Raw genomic sequence first — 25791 nt, 5'->3', positions numbered from 1 at the left:
ATTATCGTTAAAAATTAACGGTTTTTTTGATAGCTTCATATACTTTTAAGTGATCGCTTACATACTCTTTTTCTAACGCTAATGGGTATGGCGTATCTAGACCACAAACACGAGCAATAGGCGACTCTAGGTGTAAGAAACACTCATTTTGAATGGTAGCAGCAATTTCACTGGCAAAGCCTGCGGTTAAAGGTGCTTCTTGACTGATAAGTAAACGACCGGTTTTCATAACAGAGCGGCTAATGGTTTCAATATCCCAAGGCAAGATAGTACGTAAATCGATCACTTCACAAGAAATACCATCGTTACTGGCCATTTGTGCGGCTTTTTCAATGATTTCCATTTGTGCGCCCCAAGCGAGTAAAGTGATATCCGTACCCGTTTGTACCACTTCAGCTTTACCTAATGGCAACTGATAATCTTCTTCTGGTACTTCACCAACCGACGCTCGATATAAACGTTTCGGCTCAAAAAATATCACGGGGTTATCATCACGAATCGAAGCAAGTAATAAACCTTTCGCTTGATACGGGTTACGCGGGATAACCACTTTTAAGCCTGGTGTATGAGCAAAATAAGCTTCTGGCGATTGACTATGATATAAACCACCGGCAATACCACCACCGTATGGAGTACGAATAGTGAGTTTACCAACATTAAATTCATTACCGGTACGGTAGCGGAATTTAGCCGCTTCATTAACAATTTGATCAAAGGCAGGAAAAATGTAATCGGCAAATTGAATTTCAGCAATGGCAACGCTGCCTTGGGCAGCTAAGCCGTTAGCAAAACCAATAATGCCCTGCTCTACTAGCGGTGTATTGAAACAACGTGCTTTGCCGTATTTTTCTTGTAAGCCACTGGTGGCACGAAATACGCCACCAAAATGCCCAACATCTTCACCAAAACAAACCGTGCGCTCATTTTCGGCCATGGCAATATCTAGCGCGCTATTAATGGCATGTAATAAATTAAGTTGTGCCATGATTAAAATTTCCCCGCAGTAAATGGATAAGCTTCTGGATACTTATTAATGTGAGCTTTCACCTCATCTAATTGAGCTTGCAGCTGTGCCGATGGCACATCATAAACATCCGTTATCATGGTATCTATGTGCGGTTTATCAATGACCTCAGCCACTTTTACCGCGGCTAATATTTCTTCTCTGAGTTTTTCAAATAAAGCGGTTTCTTGCGCTTCATCCCACCAATTTTGTTTAACTAACCAGTTTTTCATGCGTAAAATAGGATCATTCGCTTGCCACTTAGCTTCTTCTTCTTTGGTACGGTAACCTGATGGATCGTCCGAAGTGGAGTGAGCGCCAAGACGATAAGACATCGCTTCAATTAATACCGGCTTATGCTCTTTTACCGCATAAGCACGGGCAATTTGTGTGGCTTTTAGCACAGCAAGAATATCATTACCATCAATACGAATGGTTTTAATGCCATAACCAACTCCACGAGAGGCTATACCGTTACCTCTAAACTGCTCATCAGCAGGCGTCGAGATTGCATAACCATTGTTTCGACAGAAAAAGATAACCGGCACCTCTTGTACTGCTGCCATATTTAAGCCCGCATGAAAATCGCCTTCTGAAGCAGCGCCTTCACCAAAGTAACAAATGGTTACTGCATCAAGACCTTGTAACTTTTGTCCATAAGCATAACCCGTTGCTTGTGGGATTTGCGTAGCAAGCGTAGAAGATACCGTCATACAGTTCAGTTCTTTTGAGCCGTAATGAATAGGCATTTGACGACCTTTACCTAAATCGTCGGCATTACTGAAAAGTTGATTCATGAAGTTTTTAAGGCTAAAACCGCGGAACATTAATGCACCTTGTTCGCGATATTGCATCATGATCATATCTTGTGGTTGTAATCCCGCAGCACCACCAACACTTGCAGCCTCTTCACCCAATGCGGTCATGTAAAAGCTTAAACGACCTTGGCGCTGTGATGCCACCATGCGTTCATCGAATACCCGATGAAAGGCAAAGGTATGATAAATTTTTATTGCTAACGTTTGGTCAATGTCTGGTAAATCAGCATTGGGGTAGGTTGTACCGTCTTGTTGTAAAATTCTCAATTCAGGAATTTCAACACTGTGTCCGTCGATAAAAGTAGGCTTATGCACTACGGGTCCATCATTATAAAGTTCTGTGCTCATAATGTTCTCTTCTTGTCCCCTAACGCGCAAGCTATTGCGGTTAAAGTCTGCGAAAGTTGATACCAAATTGATTTACTCACCCTTAATGGTCAGTAAATTAAAGAAAATGGCTATTAACTATTAATTATTTTTTGTTAGTATAGCTAATTTATACCTAGGTATAGTATGAAGTAATAACCTCATTTAACTTTACCTTTACGTCAACTGACATTCAATAAATGGCGGCAATGAGTTGCCATGCGAGTCACAAAAAGTGAGCAATATTCTTTACACTGGTGTTAAGGAATAGCAATAGGAAGGTATTAAGATAAAGATGAGTTATCACTTAGCCTTGGCAATAGCCTAGTGATAACTCTTTGATAGTTGTTACTTACAAACCAGCAGCTTTGAATGAAGCACTGACCATAGCTTGCGCTTCGCTAATAATAACTTGCAAGTGCTTATCATCAATAAAGCTTTCGGCATAGATTTTATAAATATCTTCGGTACCTGAAGGACGGGCAGCAAACCAACCATTGTCGGTAACCACTTTTATGCCACCTATGGCCGCATTATTACCTGGTGCATGGGAAAGCACCTGGATAATTTTATCACCGGCAAGGGTTTTGGCTTTAACATCATCACTTGATAGCGCGGTTAATACACGTTTTTGCTCCAGCGAGGCAACAGCTTCAACGCGACCATAACAGGGTTTACCTAAAGTTTTAGCAAGTTCAAGATAATATTGGTAAGGATCTTTTCCGGTAACGGCGAGTATTTCTGCCGCTAATAAAGCCAAGATAAAGCCATCTTTATCTGTGGTCCAAGTACTACCATCACGTGCTAAGAAAGAAGCGCCGGCGCTTTCTTCCCCGCCAAAGGCATAGCTGGCATCGGCTAAACCATCAACAAACCACTTAAAGCCAACGGGGACTTCTGCTAAAGGTAGTTCAAGTTGCTTGGCAACGCGATCAATGAGTGAACTAGACACTAAGGTCTTACCTATTTTACAGCTTTTTGGCCAATTTCTATGGGTCATTAAGTAATGAATAGCGACAGCGAGGTAATGATTAGGGTTCATTAATCCGCCACTAGGGGTGACGATACCATGGCGATCAAAGTCTGGATCATTACCAACACTGATATCAAAATCATCTTTCATGGCAATTAAGCCAGCCATAGCATATTTTGATGAGCAATCCATACGAATTTTACCGTCTTTATCAAGAGGCATAAAAGCAAAACTAGCGTCAACCACTTCATTGACAACCTTAATATTCAACTGATAGCGCTTAGCAATAACAGGCCAATAATCAATACCAGAGCCGCCAAGAGGGTCAGCGCCAATACGGATACCAGCTTTGGCAATAGCTTTCATATCAATAACTTGGTCAAGCTGATTAACATAATGATTAATAAAATCTTCTTTAACAAGTAAAGGTGATGTTAATGCTTCTTGGTAAGCAAGGCGTTTAACATCCACTAAGTCGGCGGCAATTAATTCATTGGCACGTTGTTCTATTTGTTTGGTGATGTCACCTTCCGCTGGGCCGCCATGAGGAGGGTTATATTTAATACCGCCATCGCTAGGTGGATTATGTGAAGGCGTTATAATAATACCGTCAGCAAGCTGTTCAGCCTGTGTTTTATTATGACTAATGATTAAACGAGAAATCACCGGCGTTGGGGTAAAGCCCCTTCCTGATAAAGAGTCGCTTTGTACAACGACATTAACGCCATTCGCTATAAGTACGGCAATGGCACTGGCAAAAGCCGGCTCAGATAACGCATGAGTATCTTTACCTAAAAATAACGGACCATGGATAGCATGTTGTTGGCGATACTCAGCAATAGCCTGACAGATAGCCATAATATGTTGTTCATTGAAACTACGTTTGCTAGCACTGCCACGATGACCTGAGGTACCAAAACTCACTTGCTCTGCTGCTAAGCTAACATCAGGGGTTTGTAAAAAGTAGTCACTAACTAGCTGACCAAGATTAATTCTATCTTGAGGACGAACAGGTTTACCGGCAAAAGGATGGACACTCATATATGTTTCTTAATGATTAATGGCTATTAGTTATAGTCTATTCAACAATTTAGTTAAAGTAACTCACGAATTTTTTCAACATCAAGGTCACTATAACCTAATGAAATTGAGGCTTTGGTTAACATCATTTTTTTACGCGTGGTGTTAGAGTTTGTGATAACCCAAAAAGGACTTTCGGGTATTTGGCGAGGTTTAGTGCTACTGCCACTTTCTGCTAATTTATTTTCACTGTTAGCAAAATACAAGCGATCACGACCACTGATCTCGGTGACTACCCCAAACTGTTTTGGATGAGCTCGGTATAACGCAGCGAGGATTAATAAAAAACGTCCTACAGCACCACGTTGCATGGCCAACTCTTCTTTATTAATAAAGTTAAACACAGTTTCATGACTATCCGGCACCGCTTTCATCCGCTTAGTTGCCTCAGGATTTTTGACTACGACAGTTTCAACATGCACTACTGCTTTTTCAGACTCAAGGGCAATTTTTACTTCAATTTCATCTGAAATTTCATTAACGGTAACGGCGGCAACGTCGTTTGCTAAATCCAACTTTAGCAAACGACGTAAAATGGCAGAAGCACTTTCGCCAATATATTGTGTATTCGTGGCGATGTATTGATAAAGCTCTTCATCTATTTCGATGTTTTTCATTGTTACCCTTAACTTAAATAATTCGCGGCAATATTATATAGTGAAATGAGAGTCTGTTGAACTCATTTATTTGCAAATAGTCGTTAAAAATATGACAATACTGTCAATAATGGACAAAACAAACTAAGTAGACCATGACAAAACAACCCGAAATACTGAATTACAAGCAAACTGGCACGGGTGAACACCTTGTGCTTATTCACGGTTTATTTGGTAGCTTAGAAAACCTCAACATGGTAGCAAAACCCTTAAGTAAGACTTATTGTGTCACCAGTGTGGACGTAAGAAATCATGGCGATTCATTCCATGCTAACAGCATGGAATACTCTGAATTAGCACAAGACATTATCAATTTATTAGACCATTTAAACATTGATACTTGTCTATTGCTTGGCCATTCTATGGGCGGAAAAATAGCGATGCAAGTTGCTTTAGCGCAACCTGCGCGTATTGGTAAATTACTGGTAGCTGATATTGCCCCGGTGAGTTACCCACCACACCATTTAAAGATAATAGCAGGTTTACAAGCTATCCAATTATCGCAAGTATTTAAGCGAAAAGATGCTGATGAGCAACTTGCACCCTTTGTCGATAATCTAGGGGTTAGACAGTTTTTATTACGTAATTTAGCGCTTAATTCACACGGTGAATTCGCTTTCAAATGCAGCCTCAGTAACATTAGTTTATGCTATCCGCAAATAATGCGAGCCAACAAACTAATGGCCAATCAAGCACCCTATAATGGGGAAACATTGTTTATCAAGGGGGCAAATTCAGATTATATTTTACCTGGACACAGAGAGGCTATTCTGGCCTTATTTCCCCATAGTAAAGCAAAAATAATTCAAGGCGCTGGACATTGGCTACATGCAGAAAAAACCCTAGCCTTTAACAAAATCGTGATTGATTTCATTAAGAGTTAACGACTGATAAATCTATATAAAAATGACACTTAGTAGTCTACCTTACTACCGTTAATGAAGTTCAAAATACTGAGTACCAACAAACACTATTGTTAATATTTAACCGTTAGGTAGAAATGCTAATGGCTTGGGGTAAATGATATGCTATAATCCCGCCAATTTTTTGGCCTTAATGTTTTCGGCCTTAGTGTATAAGAAACAATCAATCGCTATGCTAGTAGAACATTTTGAGCTTATTGAGGCTATTGGCCTGAATTTATTTTTCCTTTTTATCTTTGGTTTTATTGGCTTATCCATGCATGATTTGATGAATAAAAACGATGTGCCAAAAATGGGTAAAGTGGTCGTATACTTTGTTTTATTTTTTGGCTGTTTCGGTTTTGTGGTTAAGGGTATTATCCAGTTTGTCTGGGAAAATCAGGGTATGGGTTAACTCATGGCAAAAGAAATAACCGATTTAACCACTATTGATTTATTCAATAATGACAAACGCCCTGGCCGCCCGAAAACTAACCCTCATTCTCGCAGCGTACAAATAAAGATTAATAAACGAAATCAAGTTAAACGCGATAAAAACAATGGCTTAAAGCGGGTAGAGTTTAAAGTTCATCACAGTTTATTCGAACAATTAGAGCAATTAGCTAACACTCAACAAGTGAGTCGAAGTGAATTAATAGAAGCGCTGCTGATAGAGTCATTAGCCGCACACGTTAAGTAATTTTTTAAGAAAGCATCATAAGGTAAAATTTCATGGCAATCGTAGGCTTATTCTTCGGCAGTGATACCGGTAATACTGAAGCAATTGGAAAGATGATCCAGAAGAAACTTGGCAAAAACATGGTTGAAGTTAAAGACATCGCCAAAAGTACTAAAGAGGAAATTGCTGAGTTTGATTTACTGATTTTAGGCATTCCTACCTGGTATTACGGCGAAAACCAATGTGATTGGGATGATTTTTTACCTGATTTAGAAGAAATTGATTTCACCGACAAATTAGTTGCTATCTATGGTCTAGGTGACCAAGAGGATTACTCCGAATACTTCTGTGATGCAATGGAGCCATTACGAGATATCGTTGAGAGTAAAGGTGCTATCGTTGTTGGCAACTGGTCAACCGAAAGCTATGAGTTTGAAGCATCAAAAGCCCTTATTGATGAAAATAATTTTATCGGTCTGTGTATTGATGAAGACAGACAAAGTGAATTGACTGAAGAACGTGTTAATAAATGGCTCGTGCAATTGAATGATGAAATGTGTTTGGCTGAATTTGCCAAATAACCTTACATTACTCAGGGGTATAATAGAAATAAAGCTGATTAAATGGGCTTTATTTTTAGCTTTTTTATACAATACTAATAATTTCACCAAAGAATAAAACTAAAGCTTTTCTCTTTCTCTATAACCCCCTATAATTTTGATATTACATTACTTAATCACTTTAGAGACTTAATATGGCTGAACAAAACGAAGAACTTAAAAGAGCTGGATTAAAAATCACCCTGCCTAGAATAAAAATCCTTAGTATTCTTCAACAGCCAAATAATCAGCACATCAGTGCTGAAGATGTTTATAAAATATTGCTAGAGCAAAAGGAAGAAATTGGCTTAGCTACGGTATACCGAGTATTAAACCAATTTGATGATGCTGGTATCGTTACCCGCCACCATTTTGAAGGTGGCAAGTCAGTATTTGAATTAGCTCATAAAGCGCACCATGACCATTTGGTCTGTTTAAAGTGTGGTAAAGTAGTCGAGTTTGAAGATGACGTGATTGAGCAAAGACAAAGAGATATTGCCGTCGCTAACAAGGTAAAGCTAACCAATCATAGCTTATACCTTTATGGTGAATGTGAAGATCAAGAGGCTTGTGAGTCTTTCAGAAAAAATCATCAATAAATAGTTTTCTCGTTTGAGCTAGCCGCTAATGATTCACTTAGCTAACGACTTACACCTTATCTAAACAAAAAACGCTGTGATATCACTATCACAGCGTTTTTTATTGTTTGAACCTAGCTAATTAAAGCATACCTTGGCATCACTTGTTCATAGAGCAACCGCGAACATTGAGTCGATTAGAATCGTTAAGCTGATATCAGGCTTTTTTCAGGAAAGCAGATACTAGGACAATACGAGTACCATTCACCTTACCTTCAATATGTTCAGGGTTCTCCGTGAGTGTTATACCACGTACCATGGTACCTTGCTTGGCGGTAAAGTTTGCCCCTTTGACTTTTAAATCTTTAATCAAGGTAACATTATCACCGTCTTGTAATTCTGTACCATTACTATCTCGGGTAGGTCCATTACTACGCTCTGCGGCTATGCCCTGCTCGGCCCACTTTTTCACCTCATCTTCCATGTAAATCATCTCTAAGGCATCTTGTGCCCAACTTTCCGCAGAGAGTTTTTGTAACATTCGATAAGACATAACTTGCACCGCAGGCTCTTGATTCCACATACTGTCATTTAAACAGCGCCAGTGGTTAAGGTCTAACTCACTTTGTCCTTCAATCTGTGATAAGCAATTTTGACAGATATAAATAGACTGCTGAGCACTTAAATCACTTGTTGGTGGTACCGGGTAAACGACCAAGGCATCGTTACTAGTACATAGTTCACAGTTATTATTACTACGGTTCTTTAATGCTTGTTCTGCAGGCATAGTGTTTCCAAAGGTGATCATTATATTAATGGCGCAATTATACCCGCATGGTCTTTTATTTCTATGACTAAAGTCATTTTAGCGGTTAATTCTCCTCGTTGGTCGAATAGCTCTAGACAATGACTATTCTTCAATGATAAAACCTCCCTCATAAATAATAATCACCGAGTAACAGGCTAAACAATGACCAGCGCAACAACACCTAATACATCATTTTTTCAAAAATTAAAGTCGACCAGTTTGGTAAGCCAAATAATTATCGCAATTATTTTAGCTAGCCTATTTGCCACCATATCACCAGAGTCAGCCAAGGAATTTGGCATGCTCGGCAGTTTATTTGTTAGCGCATTAAAAGCGGTTGCTCCAATTCTAGTGCTGGTATTGGTTACCTCCGCTATTGCTAATCAAAAACTCGATAGTAGTGCCGAATTAAAACCTATCGTTAGCTTATATTTAATAGGTACCCTAAGTGCGGCCTTTATAGCGGTATTATTAAGTTTTGCCTTCCCCACTGTGCTGACCTTAGATTTAGCCGGAGCTAGCGCTAATCCGCCGCAAAAATTAACCGAAGTGCTGGCTACGCTGGCTTTTAAAGTGGTTGAGAATCCAATAACGGCTATTGCTAATGGTAATTTCATCGCTGTACTTGCTTGGGGCTTGGGTTTAGGTTTTTCATTAAAACATGCTAGTGAGTCAAGTAAAGCCATGGTGCATGACTTAAGCGAAGCTATTTCTAGTATTGTCCGCATGGTAATACGCTTTGCGCCACTGGGTATCTTTGGTTTAGTGGCCGATACCATTGCGACTACGGGTTTTAGTACTCTAGGCGAATATACGCACTTGGTTGCCGTGTTACTTAGCGCTATGTTAATTATTGCTTTATTAGTAAACCCTCTTATTGTCTTTATCATCACCAAGAAAAACCCTTATCCTTTAGTATTTACTTGCCTTAGAGAGTCAGGTATTACCGCATTTTTCACCCGTAGTTCAGCTGCAAATATTCCGGTGAACATGGCCTTATGTAAAAAGTTAGCTTTACATGAAGATACCTACTCGGTGTCGATTCCATTAGGCGCAACTATTAACATGGCAGGCGCTGCTATTACCATTACCGTATTAACATTGGCGGCAGCAAATAGTTTAAATATTGAAGTAAGTTTTGGCACCGCGATATTACTCTCCGTGGTCGCCTCTATTTCAGCTTGTGGCGCTTCGGGTGTGGCTGGTGGCTCTTTATTACTTATTCCTTTAGCCTGTAGCTTATTTGGCATCAATAATGACATTGCTATGCAGGTTGTTGCTATTGGCTTTATTATTGGTGTTATTCAAGACTCAGCCGAAACTGCATTGAATAGCTCGACGGATGTAGTATTTTCAGCGGCAGCATCACACCATATAACGAAGAGCTTAAAGTAACCTTAAACCTCGTCCATTTAGCTGAACATCTAATTAGCTAAACGTTAAACGTTAAACAAGCCATAAAATAAAAGGCGGCCAGTACAAAATTGTACTGGCCGCCTTTTTATTTTTTAATATTTAGCGTCTAGGGAGGGTATGCTCATTACTTATATCAGTATCACTATGTAACCTGAACTCTGGATAAGCAGCACTTGCTCAATATTCCCCTTTATCTGATTATCAGCGTTAAAACGTCGATTAATAACCTGTTATTCATAAACGTTTTGCCTTGATAATCGAATAAATTGAAACATTGATAACATATATTGCGACTAATTTCGTAAATTTTATTCTTAATAATCGTAAGTTGTTGTTTTTACTTAGCCATCAAGCACTCATTATCCAGAGCTCAGCTTATGTAGTTAATTTTTATTAGTTTAATTATTATCGGAAACTGATGATGATATAAGCATGCCTGCTTCGCTGTCATTAGCAATAAAGGGCTGACAAATAAAATGGCCTATCGCTGCGACCAACTCACTATCATAATATAAAAAAGCAATGCGTTTACGCTGCCATGGGGCAATATTTAACTCTTGTAGTACCTTCTTGAGCTTACGAGAATGCTGTCTAAAATCAGGCAAGCACTTAGGATTATGATGACTAAAACGAACACTGACTTGCTGCCCTTGTTTAGGTAAGCAAATTCTGAGCATTGCCCTATCTTGATTGTTATTTTTTTTGCTATTAATATTAAAAACCAACTCACCCAAGTTATCCGGTAAAATCAATAAACGTTTGCTCTGCTGGCCATTACCTTGAGGTCGGTTACCTTGTAAATAGACGCGTTCACAGAGGTCGACTTGCCCTTGCCAGTCACTAATATCGTTATAGTCTGGCGTTAAAAACAATTGTCCTTTAAAGCGGCGAAAAAACTGTTGTCCAACTTTAATTTGTGGGTTTTTATCATCGCCGGCCTCTAACTGCAGTCTAACTTGCTTAACTTGCTCAGTCGTTGGCATCAAGCAAGCATGTTGTGCCATAAAAAAGCGAATGAGGTTATTAAAGCGTGCTATTGATAAAAACTTTAACTGCTCAATATGCAAACTCAGCTCACTGGCTCTGCATAGGCTCAAGTCTTGCTCAGCCAGTTCATCTAATAACTCTTGTCCCGCTAAACAATGGCTAGCACTGCGATTAATGGTGTTACTAATACTGGGCCAGCGTTGACGTAAAAGCGGCATAAGCTGTTGCCTGATAAAATTACGATCAAAACAAGTATCAAGGTTTGACTCATCTTCGACCCAACTAAGCTGATGAGCTTTAGCATAGGCTTCTATTTCTGGACGAGAAATAGCCAGTAAAGGACGAACCAATAAATGCTGACCAAGTTGAGAGACTACTGCCATGGCCGCTAACCCCTTCAAACCAGCACCACGTTTAAGTGCTAATAAAAAAGTCTCACTTTGATCATCACTATGATGGCCAGTTAAAATTAATGATTTCTTGTTGCTCACTGATCTTAACGCTTGATATCTTGCCTCTCGTGCCAAGGCTTCAAGCGAATGCTGTGCTTGCACCTGCACCTGCACCTTTTTAACAATAAGGTTAAATGACAGTTTAGCGCATTCTTGCTGAGCAAATTCTTGCCAGCGATAAGCATTATCACTGAGTCCATGATTAACATGACAAACCGTAATAGCATTAGTAATAACTTTATTTTTTTTTAAATGCGCTATGGCATGTAAGAGCACTTGTGAGTCGACCCCACCACTGTAGGCAATAATAAGCTCAATATCTCCGTAAGGTTGGAGATATTTTTTAATGGTAGCGTGAATGACTGAGGCTATTTTTTGCATAGAAAAAGCCAACAGCTAGTTGCCGTTGGCAGTACTCATTAACAGTAACCAAATGACATTAATCTGTCATAACGTTGTTCAATAAGCTCTTCTTTACTTAAGCCTGCTAACTCGGCTAGATCTTTCTTAAGCGCTTGTTTTAAATGAGCCGCCATCAGATCTACATCGCGATGTGCTCCACCTAATGGCTCTTCAACAATACTATTGATCAGATCTAATTCTTTGATACGTGTTGCGGTTATGCCCATTGCAGCCGCCGCAGTAGGGGCTTTGTCGGCTGTTTTCCATAAAATAGAGGCACAACCTTCTGGGGAAATTACTGAATATGTAGCATATTGCAACATGTTTACTCTGTCACCAACACCAATCGCCAGTGCGCCACCCGAGCCGCCTTCACCAATAACGGTACAAACAATAGGTACCGTTAGCCGCGCCATTACTTTTAAGTTACGGGCAATAGCTTCACTTTGGCCTCGCTCTTCTGCACCTACACCTGGGTAAGCACCCGGTGTATCAATAAAGGTGATGATCGGCATATTAAAGCGTTCGGCCATTTCCATTAGACGCAAGGCTTTTCGATAGCCTTCTGGACGTGGCATACCAAAATTACGCTTGATTTTTTCAGAGGTTACTCGGCCCTTTTGATGACCTATAATCATCACTGGTTGACCATCTAAGCGCGCAGTACCGCCAACAATAGCTCTATCATTAGCATAAGCGCGATCTCCGGCTAACTCATCAAATTCGGTAAAAATACGAGGAATATAATCCAGTGTGTAAGGACGTTGGGGATGACGTGCCACACGCGCGGTTTGCCAGGGGTCAAGGTTGGCAAATATTTTTTTAGTTTGTTCTTTATTTTTTTCACGCAGTTGCTTGATTTGATCGTCTAAATCAAGATCAAGTTCTTGGCCGTTATTGACTAACTCTAGCTCTTCTATTTTTGCATCAAGCTCAGCAATAGGCAGCTCGAAATCTAAAAAGTTTAATGACATGCTTATTTTTACCTAATAAATCTAGTTAATTTTTAAAATCGTTTTACGCTATTAAAATTTATACCTTTCAATAGCGAGTTATTTAAATTCCATGGTGACATTGTCTTCACCAAGCAATGTTTTTAATTCATATAACAACATATCGGTCGGCGTTACTCGCCATTGTACGCCGAGCTCAAGTATAGCTTGAGCTTCTTCGCGCTGATAAAAAACTCTTACCAGACAGGTACCTTCTTTAAAAGGCGTTAATACCTGGGCAAACTTTTCAATAAAGTTATCAGCTATCAAGCTGTTATCGACTTTAATATCAATAGAGCTAAGATAATTTTCGCGCGCGTCAGTGACTGTCATTATATCCCGAGCGGTCATTGTATTACCACCTGAATAATCATCAAAGCTGACCTGTCCACTACAAACCAAAATAGCATCATTTACCAGCAACTCAGCAAAGCGATCATAGTCATCGGGAAACAGGCGAATATCCATACGGGCACTCTTATCATCTAAGGTAACTAATGCCCAGCGCCGCCCGCGCTTATTGACTAACACCCGTACCCCAATGACTAATCCAACGGCGACCGCTTGATTATCACGACCGGTTGGCTGCATGCCAACGAGCCGACTAGTCGAATATTTTTTTATTTCACTTAAATAACGATTGATCGGGTGCCCAGTTAAATAAAGCCCCAAGGTTTCTTTTTCACCATCAAGCCAAACTTCTTCAGACCAGGCTTTAACTTCTTTAAACGCTTGTCTGGAATCAGTTTTCTCATCATTAATTAAGCCAAATAAATCATTTTGGCCTAATGACTCAGCTTTGGCATGTTGCTCTGCCGCTTTAATAGCTTCGGGCAGGTTTTCAAATAGTGCCGCTCGGTTAGCTCCTTGCTCCGTGGTTGAACCCTTTTGATACTTGGGACCTAAGGCGTCCATGGCACCTGATTTTATTAATTTTTGTAAAACACGTTTATTGGTCTTTTTTAAGTCCAAGCGTGCACATAAATCAAATAAGTCACTAAAGGGTCCACCGGCTTGACGTGCGGAAATAATAGCTTCAATTGGGCCTTCACCGACCCCCTTAATGGCGCCAATACCATAGACAATTTGATCGTCATCATTGACGGTAAACTTGTATTGTCCGGCATTAACGTCTGGGGGCAATAAATCGATGCCCATATTGCTACATTCATCAACCAAGATAACAATTTTCTCGGTATTATCCATGTCTGCCGACATTACCGCCGCTAGAAAAGGTCCAGGAAAATGGGTTTTCATCCATAATGTTTGGTAGGAAACTAAGGCATAAGCGGCAGAGTGGGATTTATTAAAACCATAACCGGCAAATTTCTCCACTAAATCGAAGATTTTCATCGCCAATTCGCCATCAACGCCTCGATCTCTGGCGCCTTGTTCAAAGCCGGCGCGCTGCTTAGCCATTTCTTCCGGTTTTTTCTTACCCATGGCACGCCGTAGCATGTCGGCACCGCCCAGCGAATAACCCGCTAGAACTTGCGCAATTTGCATCACTTGTTCTTGATACAAGATGATGCCATAGGTAGGTTCGAGCACAGGTTTTAAGTCAAGATGCTGCCACTTTTCATCGGGATAACTGACCTCTTCACGGCCATGTTTACGTTCGATAAAGTTATCAACCATGCCTGATTGCAAAGGCCCTGGGCGAAATAAAGCCACCAGTGCGATGATATCTTCAAAACAATCAGGTTTTAACTTATCAATTAACGACTTCATGCCGCTAGATTCAAGTTGGAATACTGCCGTCGTTTTCGCGGCAAGTAGTATCTTATAGCAGGCTCTATCTTCAAGATCTATCTTGGTGATATCAATAGGATCTTTGCCGACTTTAAGTAATTTTGCATCAGCCATTTCAATGGCCCATTGCAAAATGGTCAGTGTTCTTAAACCTAAGAAATCAAATTTAACTAAACCTGCATCTTCAACATCGTTTTTATCAAACTGGGTAACCGGGTTTTTACCTTCCTCATCGCAATACAGTGGCGCAAAATCTGTGATAGTGGTCGGAGAAATAACCACACCACCCGCATGTTTACCCGCATTACGTGTTGTACCTTCAAGAATACGACACATATCAATAAGATCTTTGACTTCAGTATCTTGAGCGTAGAGCTCGGGTAACTTAGGTTCTTCTTCAAAGGCTTTAGCTAAGGTCATGCCTGGGGTCGTTGGAATAAGCTTTGAAAGTCTATCAACAAAACCGTAGGGATGACCCAATACACGGCCAACATCACGGATAACGGCCTTCGCCGCCATAGTACCGAAGGTAATAATTTGCGAAACCGCATCACGACCATAAAGCTCGGCCACATGATCAATAACTTCATCACGCCTGTCCATACAGAAATCGATATCGAAATCGGGCATGGAAACACGTTCTGGGTTTAAGAAGCGTTCGAATAATAAGTCATATTTCAAGGGATCAATATCGGTAATATTAAGCGAATAGGCAATCAGAGAGCCGGCACCTGAACCTCGCCCAGGGCCTACAGGAATATTGTGGTCTTTACTCCACTGGATAAACTCCATTACTATGAGGAAATAACCGGGAAAACCCATGTTATTAACCACTTCGAGTTCTATTTTTAAACGCTCGTCATACGGTGCTCTAATGTCAGAAAAGTCATCGCCATTACGATCAAAAAGCTGGTCAAGACGTTTTTCCAAACCTTCTTCTGATACTTTAATGAAGAAGTCATTAATTTCCAGCCCTTCGGTTGGGAAGTCTGGTAAGACATATTCACCTAAAGTAACCGTAACATTACAGCGTTTTGCTATTTCGACACTATTGGCTAATGCTTCGGGGATATCGCTGAACAGCTCACACATCTCGGCTTCGCTGCGTAAATACTGCTCAGTACTGTATCGCTTAGGACGCCTCTTATCATCTAGGGTAAAACCATCATGAATGGCAACACGAATTTCATGGGCGTCAAAGTCTTCTGGTGAAAGAAACATCACTTCATTGGTAGCAACCACGGGCAAATCTTGCTGTTCTGCAAGGGCTACGGCAAGGTGAATATAGTTTTCTTCATCCTCGCGACCCGTTCTCACTAACTCAATAAAAAAACAACGATCAAAATGTTGCTGGTAAAAACTAACCATCTCATTAACAAGATCAGCATTACCTTTTAGCAAGGCTTTTCCTATATCACCCTCACGACCACCAGAAAGTAAGAGTAAACCTTCTTTGTATTCTATCAGCCATGATTTATCAATAACGGCTTTATTTTGTATATGTCCACGTAAATAGGCTTTAGAGATAAGTTCAGTGATATTTTTATAACCAACATTGTTGGTGGTAAGCACCACTATTCGTGAAAGCTCGTCCGCCAACTCATCACTTTTCACCCAAAGGTCACAGCCTATAATAGGCTTGAGACCGGCATTGTGAGCTGCATGGTAATATTTTACCAAACCACATAAGTTAGTTTGGTCAGTCAGCGCTATCGCTGGCATATTGAGCTCCGCAGCTCGAGCAATTATCGGTTTGACCTTTTTTAAGCCATCACACATAGAAAAATCACTGTGCACACGTAAGTGGATAAATTTAGGCGGCTGATAGACGCTTGACTCTTCCGTTACTATTTCTTCGGTATGCATCTCAGTCATAATTTTGTCATGCCTTTACTCATGATTTTACTCATGATTTTACTCATGGATAGTACCTAAAACCCTAGCGACAGGTTTAAAGCTTTGTCGATAACAATCAAGTACACCATGCTCAATAATTTTCTCTAAATGCAACTTGGTTGGATAGCCTTTGTGTTTAGCAAAACCATACTCAGGGTGGAGTTTATCTAAGGCGATCATCTCATCATCGCGAGCTACTTTAGCAATAATGGAAGCAGCACTTATTTCGGCAACTCGGGCATCACCTTTTACCACCGCTTGGCTGGCGATCTTGATGTTTTTATTCTGTTCATCATTAACTGTACTTAAAAATGTTGGGCAGCGATTGCCATCAACAAGAACAAAGTCAGGCGCTACAGTAAGGGCAGATACCGCACGTTGCATGGCGAGCATGGTGGCGTGTAAAATATTCAAGGTGTCTATTTCTTGTGGGCTTGCTCGTCCTATTGACCAAGCAACTGCCTTGGCTTTTATTTCAATAGAAAGTTGAGCTCTTTTCTTTTCTGACAGCTTTTTAGAATCCTTTAGCCCTTCTATGGGGTTATCAGGATCTAGGATGACGGCGGCAGTAACGACATCGCCGACCAAAGGACCACGGCCAACTTCGTCTACACCGGCAATACAATAGGCGACGGGATACTCAAATTTAGGGAATATTTGTTTGCTCGGCATAAATTTAGTCTTATATTATTGATTAATTACTATGGCTTGAAATTATACATTATCTAGGGTTTTGTCGATAAAACATCAAGTACTGCCTTGGCAGCTTGCTCACTTGCATCACACTTTAATTGCAGATGAATGGCCTGATAACTGTCATTAAGTTGACTTTGGTCTTGATATAAACGCTCTTTAATTAACGGCACAATATTGTCTGGGCACACTTGTTTTTGCAATAATTCAGGTACTAAAGACTTATTTGCTAATAGATTAGGTAAAGAAAACCATTTCAACTTAACCAACCAGCGTGCTAAATAAAAAGTTACTGGGCTAAACTTATAACAAATCACCATGGGCCTTTTAATTAAAGCAGCTTCTAAGGTAACTGTTCCTGAAGCGGTTAATAAGCAATCACTGGCTGCCATCACGGCTTGAGTTTCATTGAGGATGACTTTAACCGGTAAATCAGGGGCAAGCTCAGCTTTAAGGGCATTAAATTGTTCAACACGTTGTGCACTAATCATAGGAGCAACAAAAAGCAAGTCACTATCTTGAGCCTGTAATTGCTTGGCACTGGCAAAGAAGTCGCTAAGTAAGCGGGATAATTCGCCACTACGACTGCCGGGCATAAGCGCGAGAATCTTTTTGTCTTGCGCTAAACCTAGCTTAGTTCTGGCAAGCGCTTTATCGCTTTGCATGGGGATATCATCGGCAAGAGGATGTCCGACAAAAGTACAAGGCACATTATGTTTATCGTAAAAGGCTTTTTCAAAGGGCAATAAAGCCAACACCATGTCGGTTGCTTTGGCTATTTTAAAAATACGTTTTTCACGCCAAGCCCAAACGGATGGGCTAACATAATGTACTGTTTTAATGCCCTCGGCCTTAAGCTTTAACTCAAGAGTAATGTTAAAATCAGGCGCATCAATACCAATAAAAACATCGGGTTTATTACTAGTAAAATAATTTTTTAAGGTTTTACGGACATGTAATAAACGTCGGATACGGCCAAGAACTTCTACCAAACCCATCACAGACAATTCATCCATGGCAAATAGGCTTTCAAAACCCAGTACTTGCATCTTGGGGCCACCAATACCAATAAATTTAGCATTAGGGTGTGTTATACGTAATGAAGTTATCAGGCCTGCGCCTAGGGTATCACCTGAATGTTCACCAACAACAATAGCAAAGACAACTTGTTGGAGAGAGGTTTTCTTCTGAGCAGTCATAGGCGTTAAAAGTACTTAAAGTTAACGGTACCTGCATTAGGTAGCTCCTAAGGCAGGTATTAACGGCAGTTCTTTAACGAATGATGCCGCGATTAGAGGTTTTGATTGAGTCACAAAACAGTTGTAATTCTGAAGATTGTGCTGGCATTTCACTGATTTTGTTTAATGCTTCGGCAACGGATAAACCTTGGCGGTACATTATTTTATAAGCACGTTTAATGGTTAATATGGTGTCATTAGAAAAACCACGACGTCTTAGCCCTTCACTATTTAAGCCAAAAGGTTTTGCTGGTTGCCCTGACGCCATAACATAGGCAGGCACATCTTTAAGTATTAAGGCATTACCGGCAATAAAACTATGTGCGCCTATATGGCAGAACTGATGTACACCTACCATGCCACCAATAATAGCATGATCACCAACGTGCACATGACCGGCAATAGAAGCATTATTAGCAAAAATACAATGACTGCCAACCACACAATCGTGAGCAACATGGGTATAGGCCATAAATAAATTATTACTGCCTATTTGGGTAATACTATTATCTTGAATCGTGCCACGGTGAATAGTACATGACTCTCGAAAGGTATTATTGTCACCAATAACCAACTCTGTTGGTTCACCTGCGTATTTAAGGTCTTGACAATCTTCACCAATACTGGCGAATTGAAAAATTCGGTTACCTTTACCTAACCGAGTTGGGCCATTAATAACCACATGTGAGCTAATCTCACAGTTATCACCAATAACTACATTACCGGCAATATAAGTCCAGGGACCGATGGCAACATTTTCGCCAATAACAGCGCCTGGCTCAATAATAGCTTGAGGATGAATCATGAGTTTACTCTTCTACTGGATAGGTGTGCATTTATTATTAAATAAACGTTATAAAGTGCGACGTGCACACATAAGATTGGCACTACAAACCACCTCGCCATCAACCCGTGCTTCACCATAAAATTTCCACATTCCTTGACGCTCTTTTAGAAGTTCAACATGCAAGTGCAGGGTATCGCCTGGGAATACTGGCTTTTTAAACCTAGCCTTATCGATAGAGGCAAATAAGTACATTTCATTTTTACCACGGCCTTTGCTACTTTTAAAGCCAAGAATACCCGTTGCCTGTGCTAAGGCTTCTAAAATTAAAACACCCGGAAATATTGCTAACTCTGGAAAATGGCCATTAAAAACAGGTTCGTTAATCGTGACATTTTTTATGGCGTGTAACGATTTCCCTGGTTCATGATCAACGACTTTATCCACTAATAGCATCGGGTACCTGTGAGGTATTAGTGTTTTAATTTCGTTAAGATCGATTGGTTTTTTTACAGTGTCCAAATGAATATTCCTTGTTGGCTAACACGATTAGTTAATAGTGAACTAATCGTGTACTATCTTTGCGTCAGCGTTATCTTGTATGATGGCAGTAACTTTCCCGTATTTTACGCATTGACTGGGCTAATAGCTAGTTATTCGCGAGTAATTTTTCTAACTCTTTTACTCGTTTAGTTAAGCGTTCAAGTCGTTTCACCCGAGCATTGGTTTTATTCCATTCTTTATTTGGTACGGCTGGCATACCAGAAGAATAAACACCGGCTTGGCTGATATCTTTAGTGACCATAGCCATGCCGGTAAAAACACAGTTATCGGCAATATTTATATGACCATTTACGCCAACCAAGCCTGCTATGGTACAGTTTTTACCCATAACAGTACTACCCGCAATAACACTACAAGCGGCCATAGCGGTGTTTTCACCAACAATAACATTATGAGCAATTTGTATCTGGTTATCTAAAATTACACCGTCTCGTATTTCGGTGTTATCCAGTGCACCTCGGTCAATGGTGGTACTCGCACCAATTTCAACGTGGTTACCAATAATAACACTACCCAGTTGTGGGATTTTATGCCATTTATAGGGTCCCTTAACTGGCGCATAGCCAAAGCCATCAGAGCCAATAACGGTATTAGCTTGAATTAAACAGTGATGACCAATTTGTACTTGATGGTAAATAGTAATATTTGCCCAAAGCGTGCTCGCCTCACCAATATTGACTCCTTCACCGATAAAACAGCCAGCACCAATACTGACGTTATCCGCTAATTTCACCCCAGATTCAATGACGGTATTAGCGCCAACACTGACATTATTACCAATAGCAACATTGTCAGCAATAACCGCACTGGCATGGATACCCAGAGCAACTTTTGGCGTGTTATCAAGCAAATTAGCGAGTATAGCATAGCCCATATAGGGGTTATCCATTACTAGAACACTGACTGGGCAGGATTCTACCGCATCAGGTGCTAGAATAACTGCACTCGCCTTAGTTGAGTTCAGTTGTGGTTGGTATTTATTATTGGCTAAAAAAGCCACTTGCCCGGTTGCCGCATTAGTTAACGTTGCTAAGCTACTTATTTGAGTTAGGGCTACCTTTGACTCATCCAGCTGTGCTGGTATTATCAATTTGGCCTCAAGCTTGATAGCTATTTCAGCTAACGTATAAGTCATATCAGTGCCTCTTACCTCGATGATTAAAACAATCACCAATATTAATGATAATGATATTTATGCGGTTATTTAAGCTTACTAACATGCTCTACTACAAGGTCAGTAATACTTGCATTGGGTTTAGAATAAACAACGGCTTGTTGAGAAAGCACTAAATCATAATCTTGTTTAGCGGCAATACTATCGACCGCTTTACGTACTAAGGCGATAATTTTATTGGTTTCTTGGTTTTGACGTTGAGTCGCTTTTTGTTGTAGTGCTTTACCTTTAACTTGGTATTCTTGAAATAATGACTTAATTTTAACTTCTAACTCTTCTTTTTCTTTAACACTCATTAATGAGCCATCACGCTTAAGTTTTTCTCGATAATATTTAATGTCTTTTTCAAGCTGAGTGATAATAGCTTTATCATCTTTAAATTCAGCTTCTAAGCTTTGCATTAAAGCAGCTGTTTGCGGAATTTTCCCCATTATTTCTTGAAAATTTACTACCGCAATTTTTTGCTCAGCAGCCATGATTGTATTTGCTAATAATATACCTGACGCAGCTACGCCCATAACCATAGTTTTGATAACTTTATTCAACGTTGTTCCCCTTTATTTATTATTTTTTTCTTACTATTTACACGGAAAATTATTTATGTCGGCTAATATAGCAAGATTTATTGATATTACGCAGCTAAAAGCTACTTTAAAAAGTACTTTAAAATGTTTTACCAATATTAAAGCCAAAGTATTCTGTATCGTCGCCTTCTTCTTCCCTAATTGATTTAGCAAAACTAAATATCATTGGCCCCATTGGCGAAAGCCATTGAATAGAAATACCTGCTGAACTACGAAAACGTGTTGGATCAGAAAAATCAGCAATTTTCTCATATTCAGCCGGGTCTAAGTTAGCATAGTTATCTATATTAAATTCAGTATCCCAAACATTACCCACATCCCAGAATATACTGGTACGAACACTGTTAGCATAACTTTCATCTAAAAATGGTGTCGGTACTATCAGCTCTATGCCGGCAATTGCCATGGCATTACCACCAACCGAACGTTCATTGACATAAATAGAGTCATTATCTGGCCCTAAGCAACAGCCGCCAGGTATTGATTGCGGGGTACGATATATTGCCCGCGGACCAATAGTATTATTCTCAAAACCACGTAAGGTGTCACCACCGGCACTAAAATTCTCCCAGAAAGGTAACAGTTGATCATTGCCATCTACTTGCCCATAACCATTGGCATAACCAAGCTGTATACGGGTTAACACCGACCATTTTTGACTACGTGTTAAAGGAAAATAAAATTTGGCATCATAGTTTATTTTAAAATACTGTAAATCGGATTTTGGCGAAGTCATTTTAACATTAAATCGCTGCGTTGAACCTGCTGTAGGAAAGGTACCTCGGTTTAAAGTACTACGAGATAAACCCGCATTTAAATCCAATGTTTTAAAGGCTAATTGACCATCGGGGTCATTTGGATCGGCATAAATATCATAAAAATCTTGAATTTGATCATAGGCTTGTAATTGTGATATTTGGTTGTACTTCCAACCGACACCAAAATTCAACCTTAGATATTCATTGACCGGAAAGCCCCAGTTAAGGCCCAGACCAAAGGTTTTATTATTATACTCAACCATATTGGCATTACCGGCATCGTATTCGCTATAGTAAACTTGTCCACCAAGGGAAATAGCATCGACGGTAAAGTAAGGGTCGGTAAAAGAAATGGTGGCACTTTTTTGATAATAATTCTTCGCTATATTAAAACCAAGTTGATTACCCGTCCCTAAGAAGTTATTTTGTTGAACACCCGCATTAATACTTAACTTTGTTTGTGAGCCGTAACCTATACCCGCATTGAATGAACCTGAGGGTTGCTCTTTAACGGTAAAATCGATATCAACTAAATCGTCTTCGCCCTCAATTTGTTTGGTTTCAAACTCCACGGTTTCCATATAAGGCAAACGCATCAACCAAGACTTCGACGATTCTACCACGCCATTAGATAACCAAGCGCCTTCCATTTGACGCATTTCACGGCGTAATACATGATCGGCAGTCACATGGTTACCGGTAAAATTAATGCGATTAACATAAATACGTTTACCGGGGTCAATCGATATAGACAATTTAACCGTATGGTTTTCATCATCTATTTCTGGAATGATAGTCACTTTAGGATAAGCATAACCATAGCGTCCTAGAAACTTACTAATAACGTCTTCGGTATAGGTGACTTCTGCGCCGTTATACAATTCACCCGACTGCAGAGGATTAATAGCACGTATGGTATTTTCAAAACCAGCCATATCACCAACAAAATCAACTTCACTGATGCTATAGGTCTCTCCTTCACTGACATTAAGAGCGATATACACTGCCTTTTTATCCGGAGTCATTGAGACTTGGGTTGAGTCTACTTTGAAACGCAAATAGCCCCGGTTAAGATAATAGCTATTAATAGTTTCCATATCCCCTTGTAAGGCTTGTTTCTGGTACCTATCTTGTGCCATAAAATTCCACCAAGGAGAATCAAAGGTGAGCTCTATTTTATCTAATATTTCCGCATCAGAAAAAACTTCATTACCGATAATATTTATTTGCTTAATAGACGCAGAATCACCTTCGACAAAAGTAAACTCTAAATTAACTCTATTTCTCGGTAAGTGGGTAATTTTAGCGGTAACTTTAGCATTGTACTTACCGACACTATGGTAAAAATTTTCTAAACCCATTTCGATGCCAGCAATGACGGTACGATCAAGGGTTTCACCAACACGAATATTACTACCATCAAGACTTTCAGTTAACTGCTCATCTTTAAGGTCATTATTGCCATCAAAAATAATTTCACTGATAGTCTCTCGCTCTTTTACCCGATAGACCAGGCGGTTACCGTCACGATAAACACGGATATCATTAAAGTGACCTGATTGATAAAGGGCCTTTATTGATTGTGATATCCGAAAGTCATTAAGGTTATCACCAACATTGAAGGGAATGTGGGTTAGCGCTGCACCTAAAGCAACACGCTGTAGGCCTTTAACTTCAATATCTTCGACTTGAAAGCTTGAAGAAGCTTGAGTGTTTTTAGCTGATGTTCCTAGGGCATCACGCTGCAGACCTTTAACGTCAATATCTTTAACTTGAAAGCCTTTTCCAGCTTGAGCATTTTGTGTTGTTCCTAGCGCACCTAATAGGAGGGCAAAGGCAATTTTTTTCATGATCATATATTATAAACTTCGTTACTTCTTTTTATAAAAACTATTAGCTACACACTCAAGACGTTACTATTGCGCTAATTCTCAACTAAAATCGTAAATAACAAGCGGTATTACCTAGTAAACTAAGACACACTACTTGCCATCGGCCTTTTCTGGCACTTCTTTCCCAGTATTAATCTTTGATTCGTATCCCAACAGCAGAGTAAGTGCAGTTCTTAGCTTCGTTAGCCTAGAACCCGACTAAAATCGTTGAATAATCTCGTTGCCGTGTTAACAGCAAGTAATTATCAATAATGCTAAGGCCAAAATTTAAAACCAGCTTCGTTAGCCTAGAACCCGACTAAAATCGTTAAATAATCTCGTTGCCGTGTTAACAGCAAGTAATTATCAATAATGCTAAGGCCAAAATTTAAAACCAGCTTCGTTAGCCTAGAACCCGACTAAAATCGTTGAATAAACCAATGGCCATTAACATCAATAAGGCTAAGGCGCCAAATTTAAAGCCAGCCTCTTGAACCTTCTCGGGCACTTCTTTCCCCGTTAAAAGCTCTATAACATAATAGAGTAAGTGTCCGCCATCAAGTACTGGTAGCGGTAAAAGGTTAATTATTCCTAAATTAATACTAATTAGCGCTAAAAAGCCTAAAAAATAAACAAAACCATGGCTTGCGCTGTTACCAGCTCCTTGAGCAATACCTATGGGACCACTCAAATTTTTAACCGATATGTCACCCGTGAGCAACTTACCTATCATACCCAAGGTTAAGGTGGTTAAATTCCACGTTCGTTGAGCACTTTCTTTTATCGCCTCAATAGGGCCATATTTCAATTCAATTAATAGTGTCTCTGGCCACGCATCTACTTTAGGGGCTACGCCGATAAAACCAACATTTTTTCCCGCTTGCTCAATACTATTAGGTGTCACCGGTAATGTCAGTATGTCTCCATTTCGATTGATGGTGATTAATACCTCTTTGGATGGATACTGTTTTATTTCCTTAGCAAAGCTTAACCAGTTATGTGTTTCAACATCAGCCACTGAAATTAGTTTATCACCCACTAATAGACCAGCTAAGGCGGCAGGACTTTCTTTTGCCACCGCTGATAATTCATTATGTACATTCGGCCTAAAAGGGATAATGCCTAAGCTTGTTAATGCTGAGGTTTTATCCGGTGAAAACTGCCAATTACGGGTATCTAAAATAAAACTTGCCACATATTGACTATCGATTTGCTTGGTTTTGATACTAATGTTCTCATTACCAATTTGAGCAATAAATGCCAGATTAACCTCTTGCCAATCACGAGTCACATTACCGGCAATACTGACAATTACACTATTCTTGGTTAGCTCAGCCTTAGCCGCAATGGAGCTTGGCGCTATACCACCAATCACAGGTTTTACACCGGGTACGCCTATTAAGAACATCAGATAAAAAGCAAAAAAAGCAAAGATAAAATTGGCTAAGGGTCCAGCCGCAACTATGGCTATACGTTGATAAACCGTTTTGCCATTAAAGGTTTTATCTTTATCTTCAGGCGGAACATCATCGACACGTTCATCCAGCATTTTGACATAACCACCGAGTGGTATCATGGCCAAAACATATTCAGTACCGTCTTTAGCTGTTTTTCGCCAGATTGCCCGACCAAAGCCGACAGAAAAACGCTCAACTTTGACGCCGTTTTTTCTCGCGACCCAAAAGTGACCATATTCATGTACTGTGACGAGTATGCCCAAGGCGACAACAAACGATGCTAGGTTCCAGAAAAAATCAAACATATTA

Annotated in this window: 22 protein-coding genes; 6 read left to right on the top strand and 16 right to left on the bottom strand. The window is 39.9% G+C overall.

What is annotated here, in order from left to right; genetic code table 11:
* Positions 1-7: 7 nt before the first annotated feature.
* The 4 genes from ASU03_RS06090 to seqA all read right to left on the bottom strand — a co-directional run bounded on the left by ASU03_RS06090 (position 8) and on the right by seqA (position 4857).
* Positions 8-985: an alpha-ketoacid dehydrogenase subunit beta gene (locus ASU03_RS06090; RefSeq protein ID WP_057180321.1), complete on the bottom strand. Its 978-nt coding sequence runs from the start codon at positions 983-985 to the stop codon at positions 8-10.
* A 2-nt stretch (positions 986-987) separates the two neighbouring features.
* The gene (locus ASU03_RS06085) at positions 988-2169 is read right to left on the bottom strand and encodes a thiamine pyrophosphate-dependent dehydrogenase E1 component subunit alpha (protein ID WP_057830944.1); all 1182 of its coding nucleotides are present in this window, start codon (positions 2167-2169) and stop codon (positions 988-990) included.
* 370 nt (positions 2170-2539) lie between these two features.
* Positions 2540-4201, bottom strand: coding sequence for a phosphoglucomutase (alpha-D-glucose-1,6-bisphosphate-dependent) (gene pgm, locus ASU03_RS06080; RefSeq protein WP_057830943.1), 1662 nt, complete (start codon positions 4199-4201; stop codon positions 2540-2542).
* A 53-nt stretch (positions 4202-4254) separates the two neighbouring features.
* Positions 4255-4857, bottom strand: a complete 603-nt coding sequence (gene seqA / locus ASU03_RS06075) for a replication initiation negative regulator SeqA (protein WP_057830942.1) — start codon at positions 4855-4857, stop codon at positions 4255-4257.
* A 134-nt stretch (positions 4858-4991) separates the two neighbouring features.
* Between seqA and ASU03_RS06070 the strand changes: the two genes are divergently transcribed.
* The 5 genes from ASU03_RS06070 (at position 4992) to fur (ending at position 7675) form a co-directional block, all read left to right on the top strand.
* Complete coding sequence (locus tag ASU03_RS06070; RefSeq protein WP_057830941.1) at positions 4992-5780, top strand: alpha/beta fold hydrolase; 789 nt, start codon at positions 4992-4994, stop codon at positions 5778-5780.
* 136 nt (positions 5781-5916) lie between these two features.
* On the top strand, positions 5917-6213 hold the full coding sequence (locus tag ASU03_RS06065; protein ID WP_157465822.1) for a DUF2788 domain-containing protein: 297 nt from the start codon (positions 5917-5919) through the stop codon (positions 6211-6213).
* 3 nt (positions 6214-6216) lie between these two features.
* Positions 6217-6498: a LexA regulated protein gene (gene ybfE / locus ASU03_RS06060; RefSeq protein ID WP_057830940.1), complete on the top strand. Its 282-nt coding sequence runs from the start codon at positions 6217-6219 to the stop codon at positions 6496-6498.
* 32 nt (positions 6499-6530) lie between these two features.
* Positions 6531-7058 (top strand): flavodoxin FldA, encoded by a 528-nt coding sequence (gene fldA, locus ASU03_RS06055; RefSeq protein ID WP_057830939.1) that lies wholly within the window; start codon positions 6531-6533, stop codon positions 7056-7058.
* Between the two features lie 173 nt (positions 7059-7231).
* A complete protein-coding gene (gene fur / locus ASU03_RS06050) occupies positions 7232-7675 on the top strand; it encodes a ferric iron uptake transcriptional regulator (protein ID WP_057830938.1) in 444 nt (147 codons plus the stop codon).
* A 196-nt stretch (positions 7676-7871) separates the two neighbouring features.
* Here the strand turns inward: fur and ASU03_RS06045 are convergent, their stop codons facing one another.
* The gene (locus ASU03_RS06045) at positions 7872-8441 is read right to left on the bottom strand and encodes a PhnA domain-containing protein (RefSeq protein ID WP_057830937.1); all 570 of its coding nucleotides are present in this window, start codon (positions 8439-8441) and stop codon (positions 7872-7874) included.
* A gap of 183 nt (positions 8442-8624) precedes the next feature.
* Here ASU03_RS06045 and sstT point away from each other — a divergent pair, with 183 nt between their 5' ends.
* A complete protein-coding gene (gene sstT, locus ASU03_RS06040) occupies positions 8625-9857 on the top strand; it encodes a serine/threonine transporter SstT (RefSeq protein ID WP_057830936.1) in 1233 nt (410 codons plus the stop codon).
* A 419-nt stretch (positions 9858-10276) separates the two neighbouring features.
* On the opposite strand, the gene tilS is transcribed toward sstT, so the two are convergent.
* The 11 genes from tilS to rseP form a co-directional block, all read right to left on the bottom strand.
* Positions 10277-11698, bottom strand: a complete 1422-nt coding sequence (tilS, locus tag ASU03_RS06035) for a tRNA lysidine(34) synthetase TilS (protein WP_057830935.1) — start codon at positions 11696-11698, stop codon at positions 10277-10279.
* A gap of 38 nt (positions 11699-11736) precedes the next feature.
* A complete protein-coding gene (gene accA / locus ASU03_RS06030; RefSeq protein WP_057830934.1) occupies positions 11737-12693 on the bottom strand; it encodes an acetyl-CoA carboxylase carboxyl transferase subunit alpha in 957 nt (318 codons plus the stop codon).
* Positions 12694-12771: 78 nt separating this feature from the next.
* A complete protein-coding gene (dnaE, locus tag ASU03_RS06025; protein ID WP_057831025.1) occupies positions 12772-16329 on the bottom strand; it encodes a DNA polymerase III subunit alpha in 3558 nt (1185 codons plus the stop codon).
* 48 nt (positions 16330-16377) lie between these two features.
* On the bottom strand, positions 16378-17031 hold the full coding sequence (rnhB, locus tag ASU03_RS06020) for a ribonuclease HII (protein ID WP_057830933.1): 654 nt from the start codon (positions 17029-17031) through the stop codon (positions 16378-16380).
* Between the two features lie 53 nt (positions 17032-17084).
* Positions 17085-18251, bottom strand: a complete 1167-nt coding sequence (gene lpxB / locus ASU03_RS06015) for a lipid-A-disaccharide synthase (RefSeq protein ID WP_057830932.1) — start codon at positions 18249-18251, stop codon at positions 17085-17087.
* A 73-nt stretch (positions 18252-18324) separates the two neighbouring features.
* Entirely contained in the window at positions 18325-19095 is a 771-nt protein-coding gene (gene lpxA / locus ASU03_RS06010) for an acyl-ACP--UDP-N-acetylglucosamine O-acyltransferase (protein WP_057830931.1), read from the bottom strand.
* A gap of 48 nt (positions 19096-19143) precedes the next feature.
* Positions 19144-19596, bottom strand: coding sequence for a 3-hydroxyacyl-ACP dehydratase FabZ (gene fabZ / locus ASU03_RS06005; RefSeq protein WP_057830930.1), 453 nt, complete (start codon positions 19594-19596; stop codon positions 19144-19146).
* Between the two features lie 127 nt (positions 19597-19723).
* Positions 19724-20773, bottom strand: coding sequence for a UDP-3-O-(3-hydroxymyristoyl)glucosamine N-acyltransferase (gene lpxD, locus ASU03_RS06000; RefSeq protein ID WP_057830929.1), 1050 nt, complete (start codon positions 20771-20773; stop codon positions 19724-19726).
* A 65-nt stretch (positions 20774-20838) separates the two neighbouring features.
* Positions 20839-21357: an OmpH family outer membrane protein gene (locus tag ASU03_RS05995; RefSeq protein WP_057830928.1), complete on the bottom strand. Its 519-nt coding sequence runs from the start codon at positions 21355-21357 to the stop codon at positions 20839-20841.
* Between the two features lie 118 nt (positions 21358-21475).
* Positions 21476-24010: an outer membrane protein assembly factor BamA gene (gene bamA, locus ASU03_RS05990; protein WP_082627162.1), complete on the bottom strand. Its 2535-nt coding sequence runs from the start codon at positions 24008-24010 to the stop codon at positions 21476-21478.
* A gap of 418 nt (positions 24011-24428) precedes the next feature.
* Positions 24429-25787, bottom strand: a complete 1359-nt coding sequence (gene rseP / locus ASU03_RS05985) for a sigma E protease regulator RseP (RefSeq protein ID WP_057830927.1) — start codon at positions 25785-25787, stop codon at positions 24429-24431.
* Positions 25788-25791 lie beyond the last annotated feature (4 nt).

The sequence above is a fragment of the Colwellia sp. TT2012 genome (assembly GCF_001440345.1).
Taxonomy (GTDB): Bacteria; Pseudomonadota; Gammaproteobacteria; order Enterobacterales; family Alteromonadaceae; genus Colwellia.
Note: the sequence above shows the minus strand (reverse complement) of the source record. Positions and strands in the feature narration are given on the sequence as shown.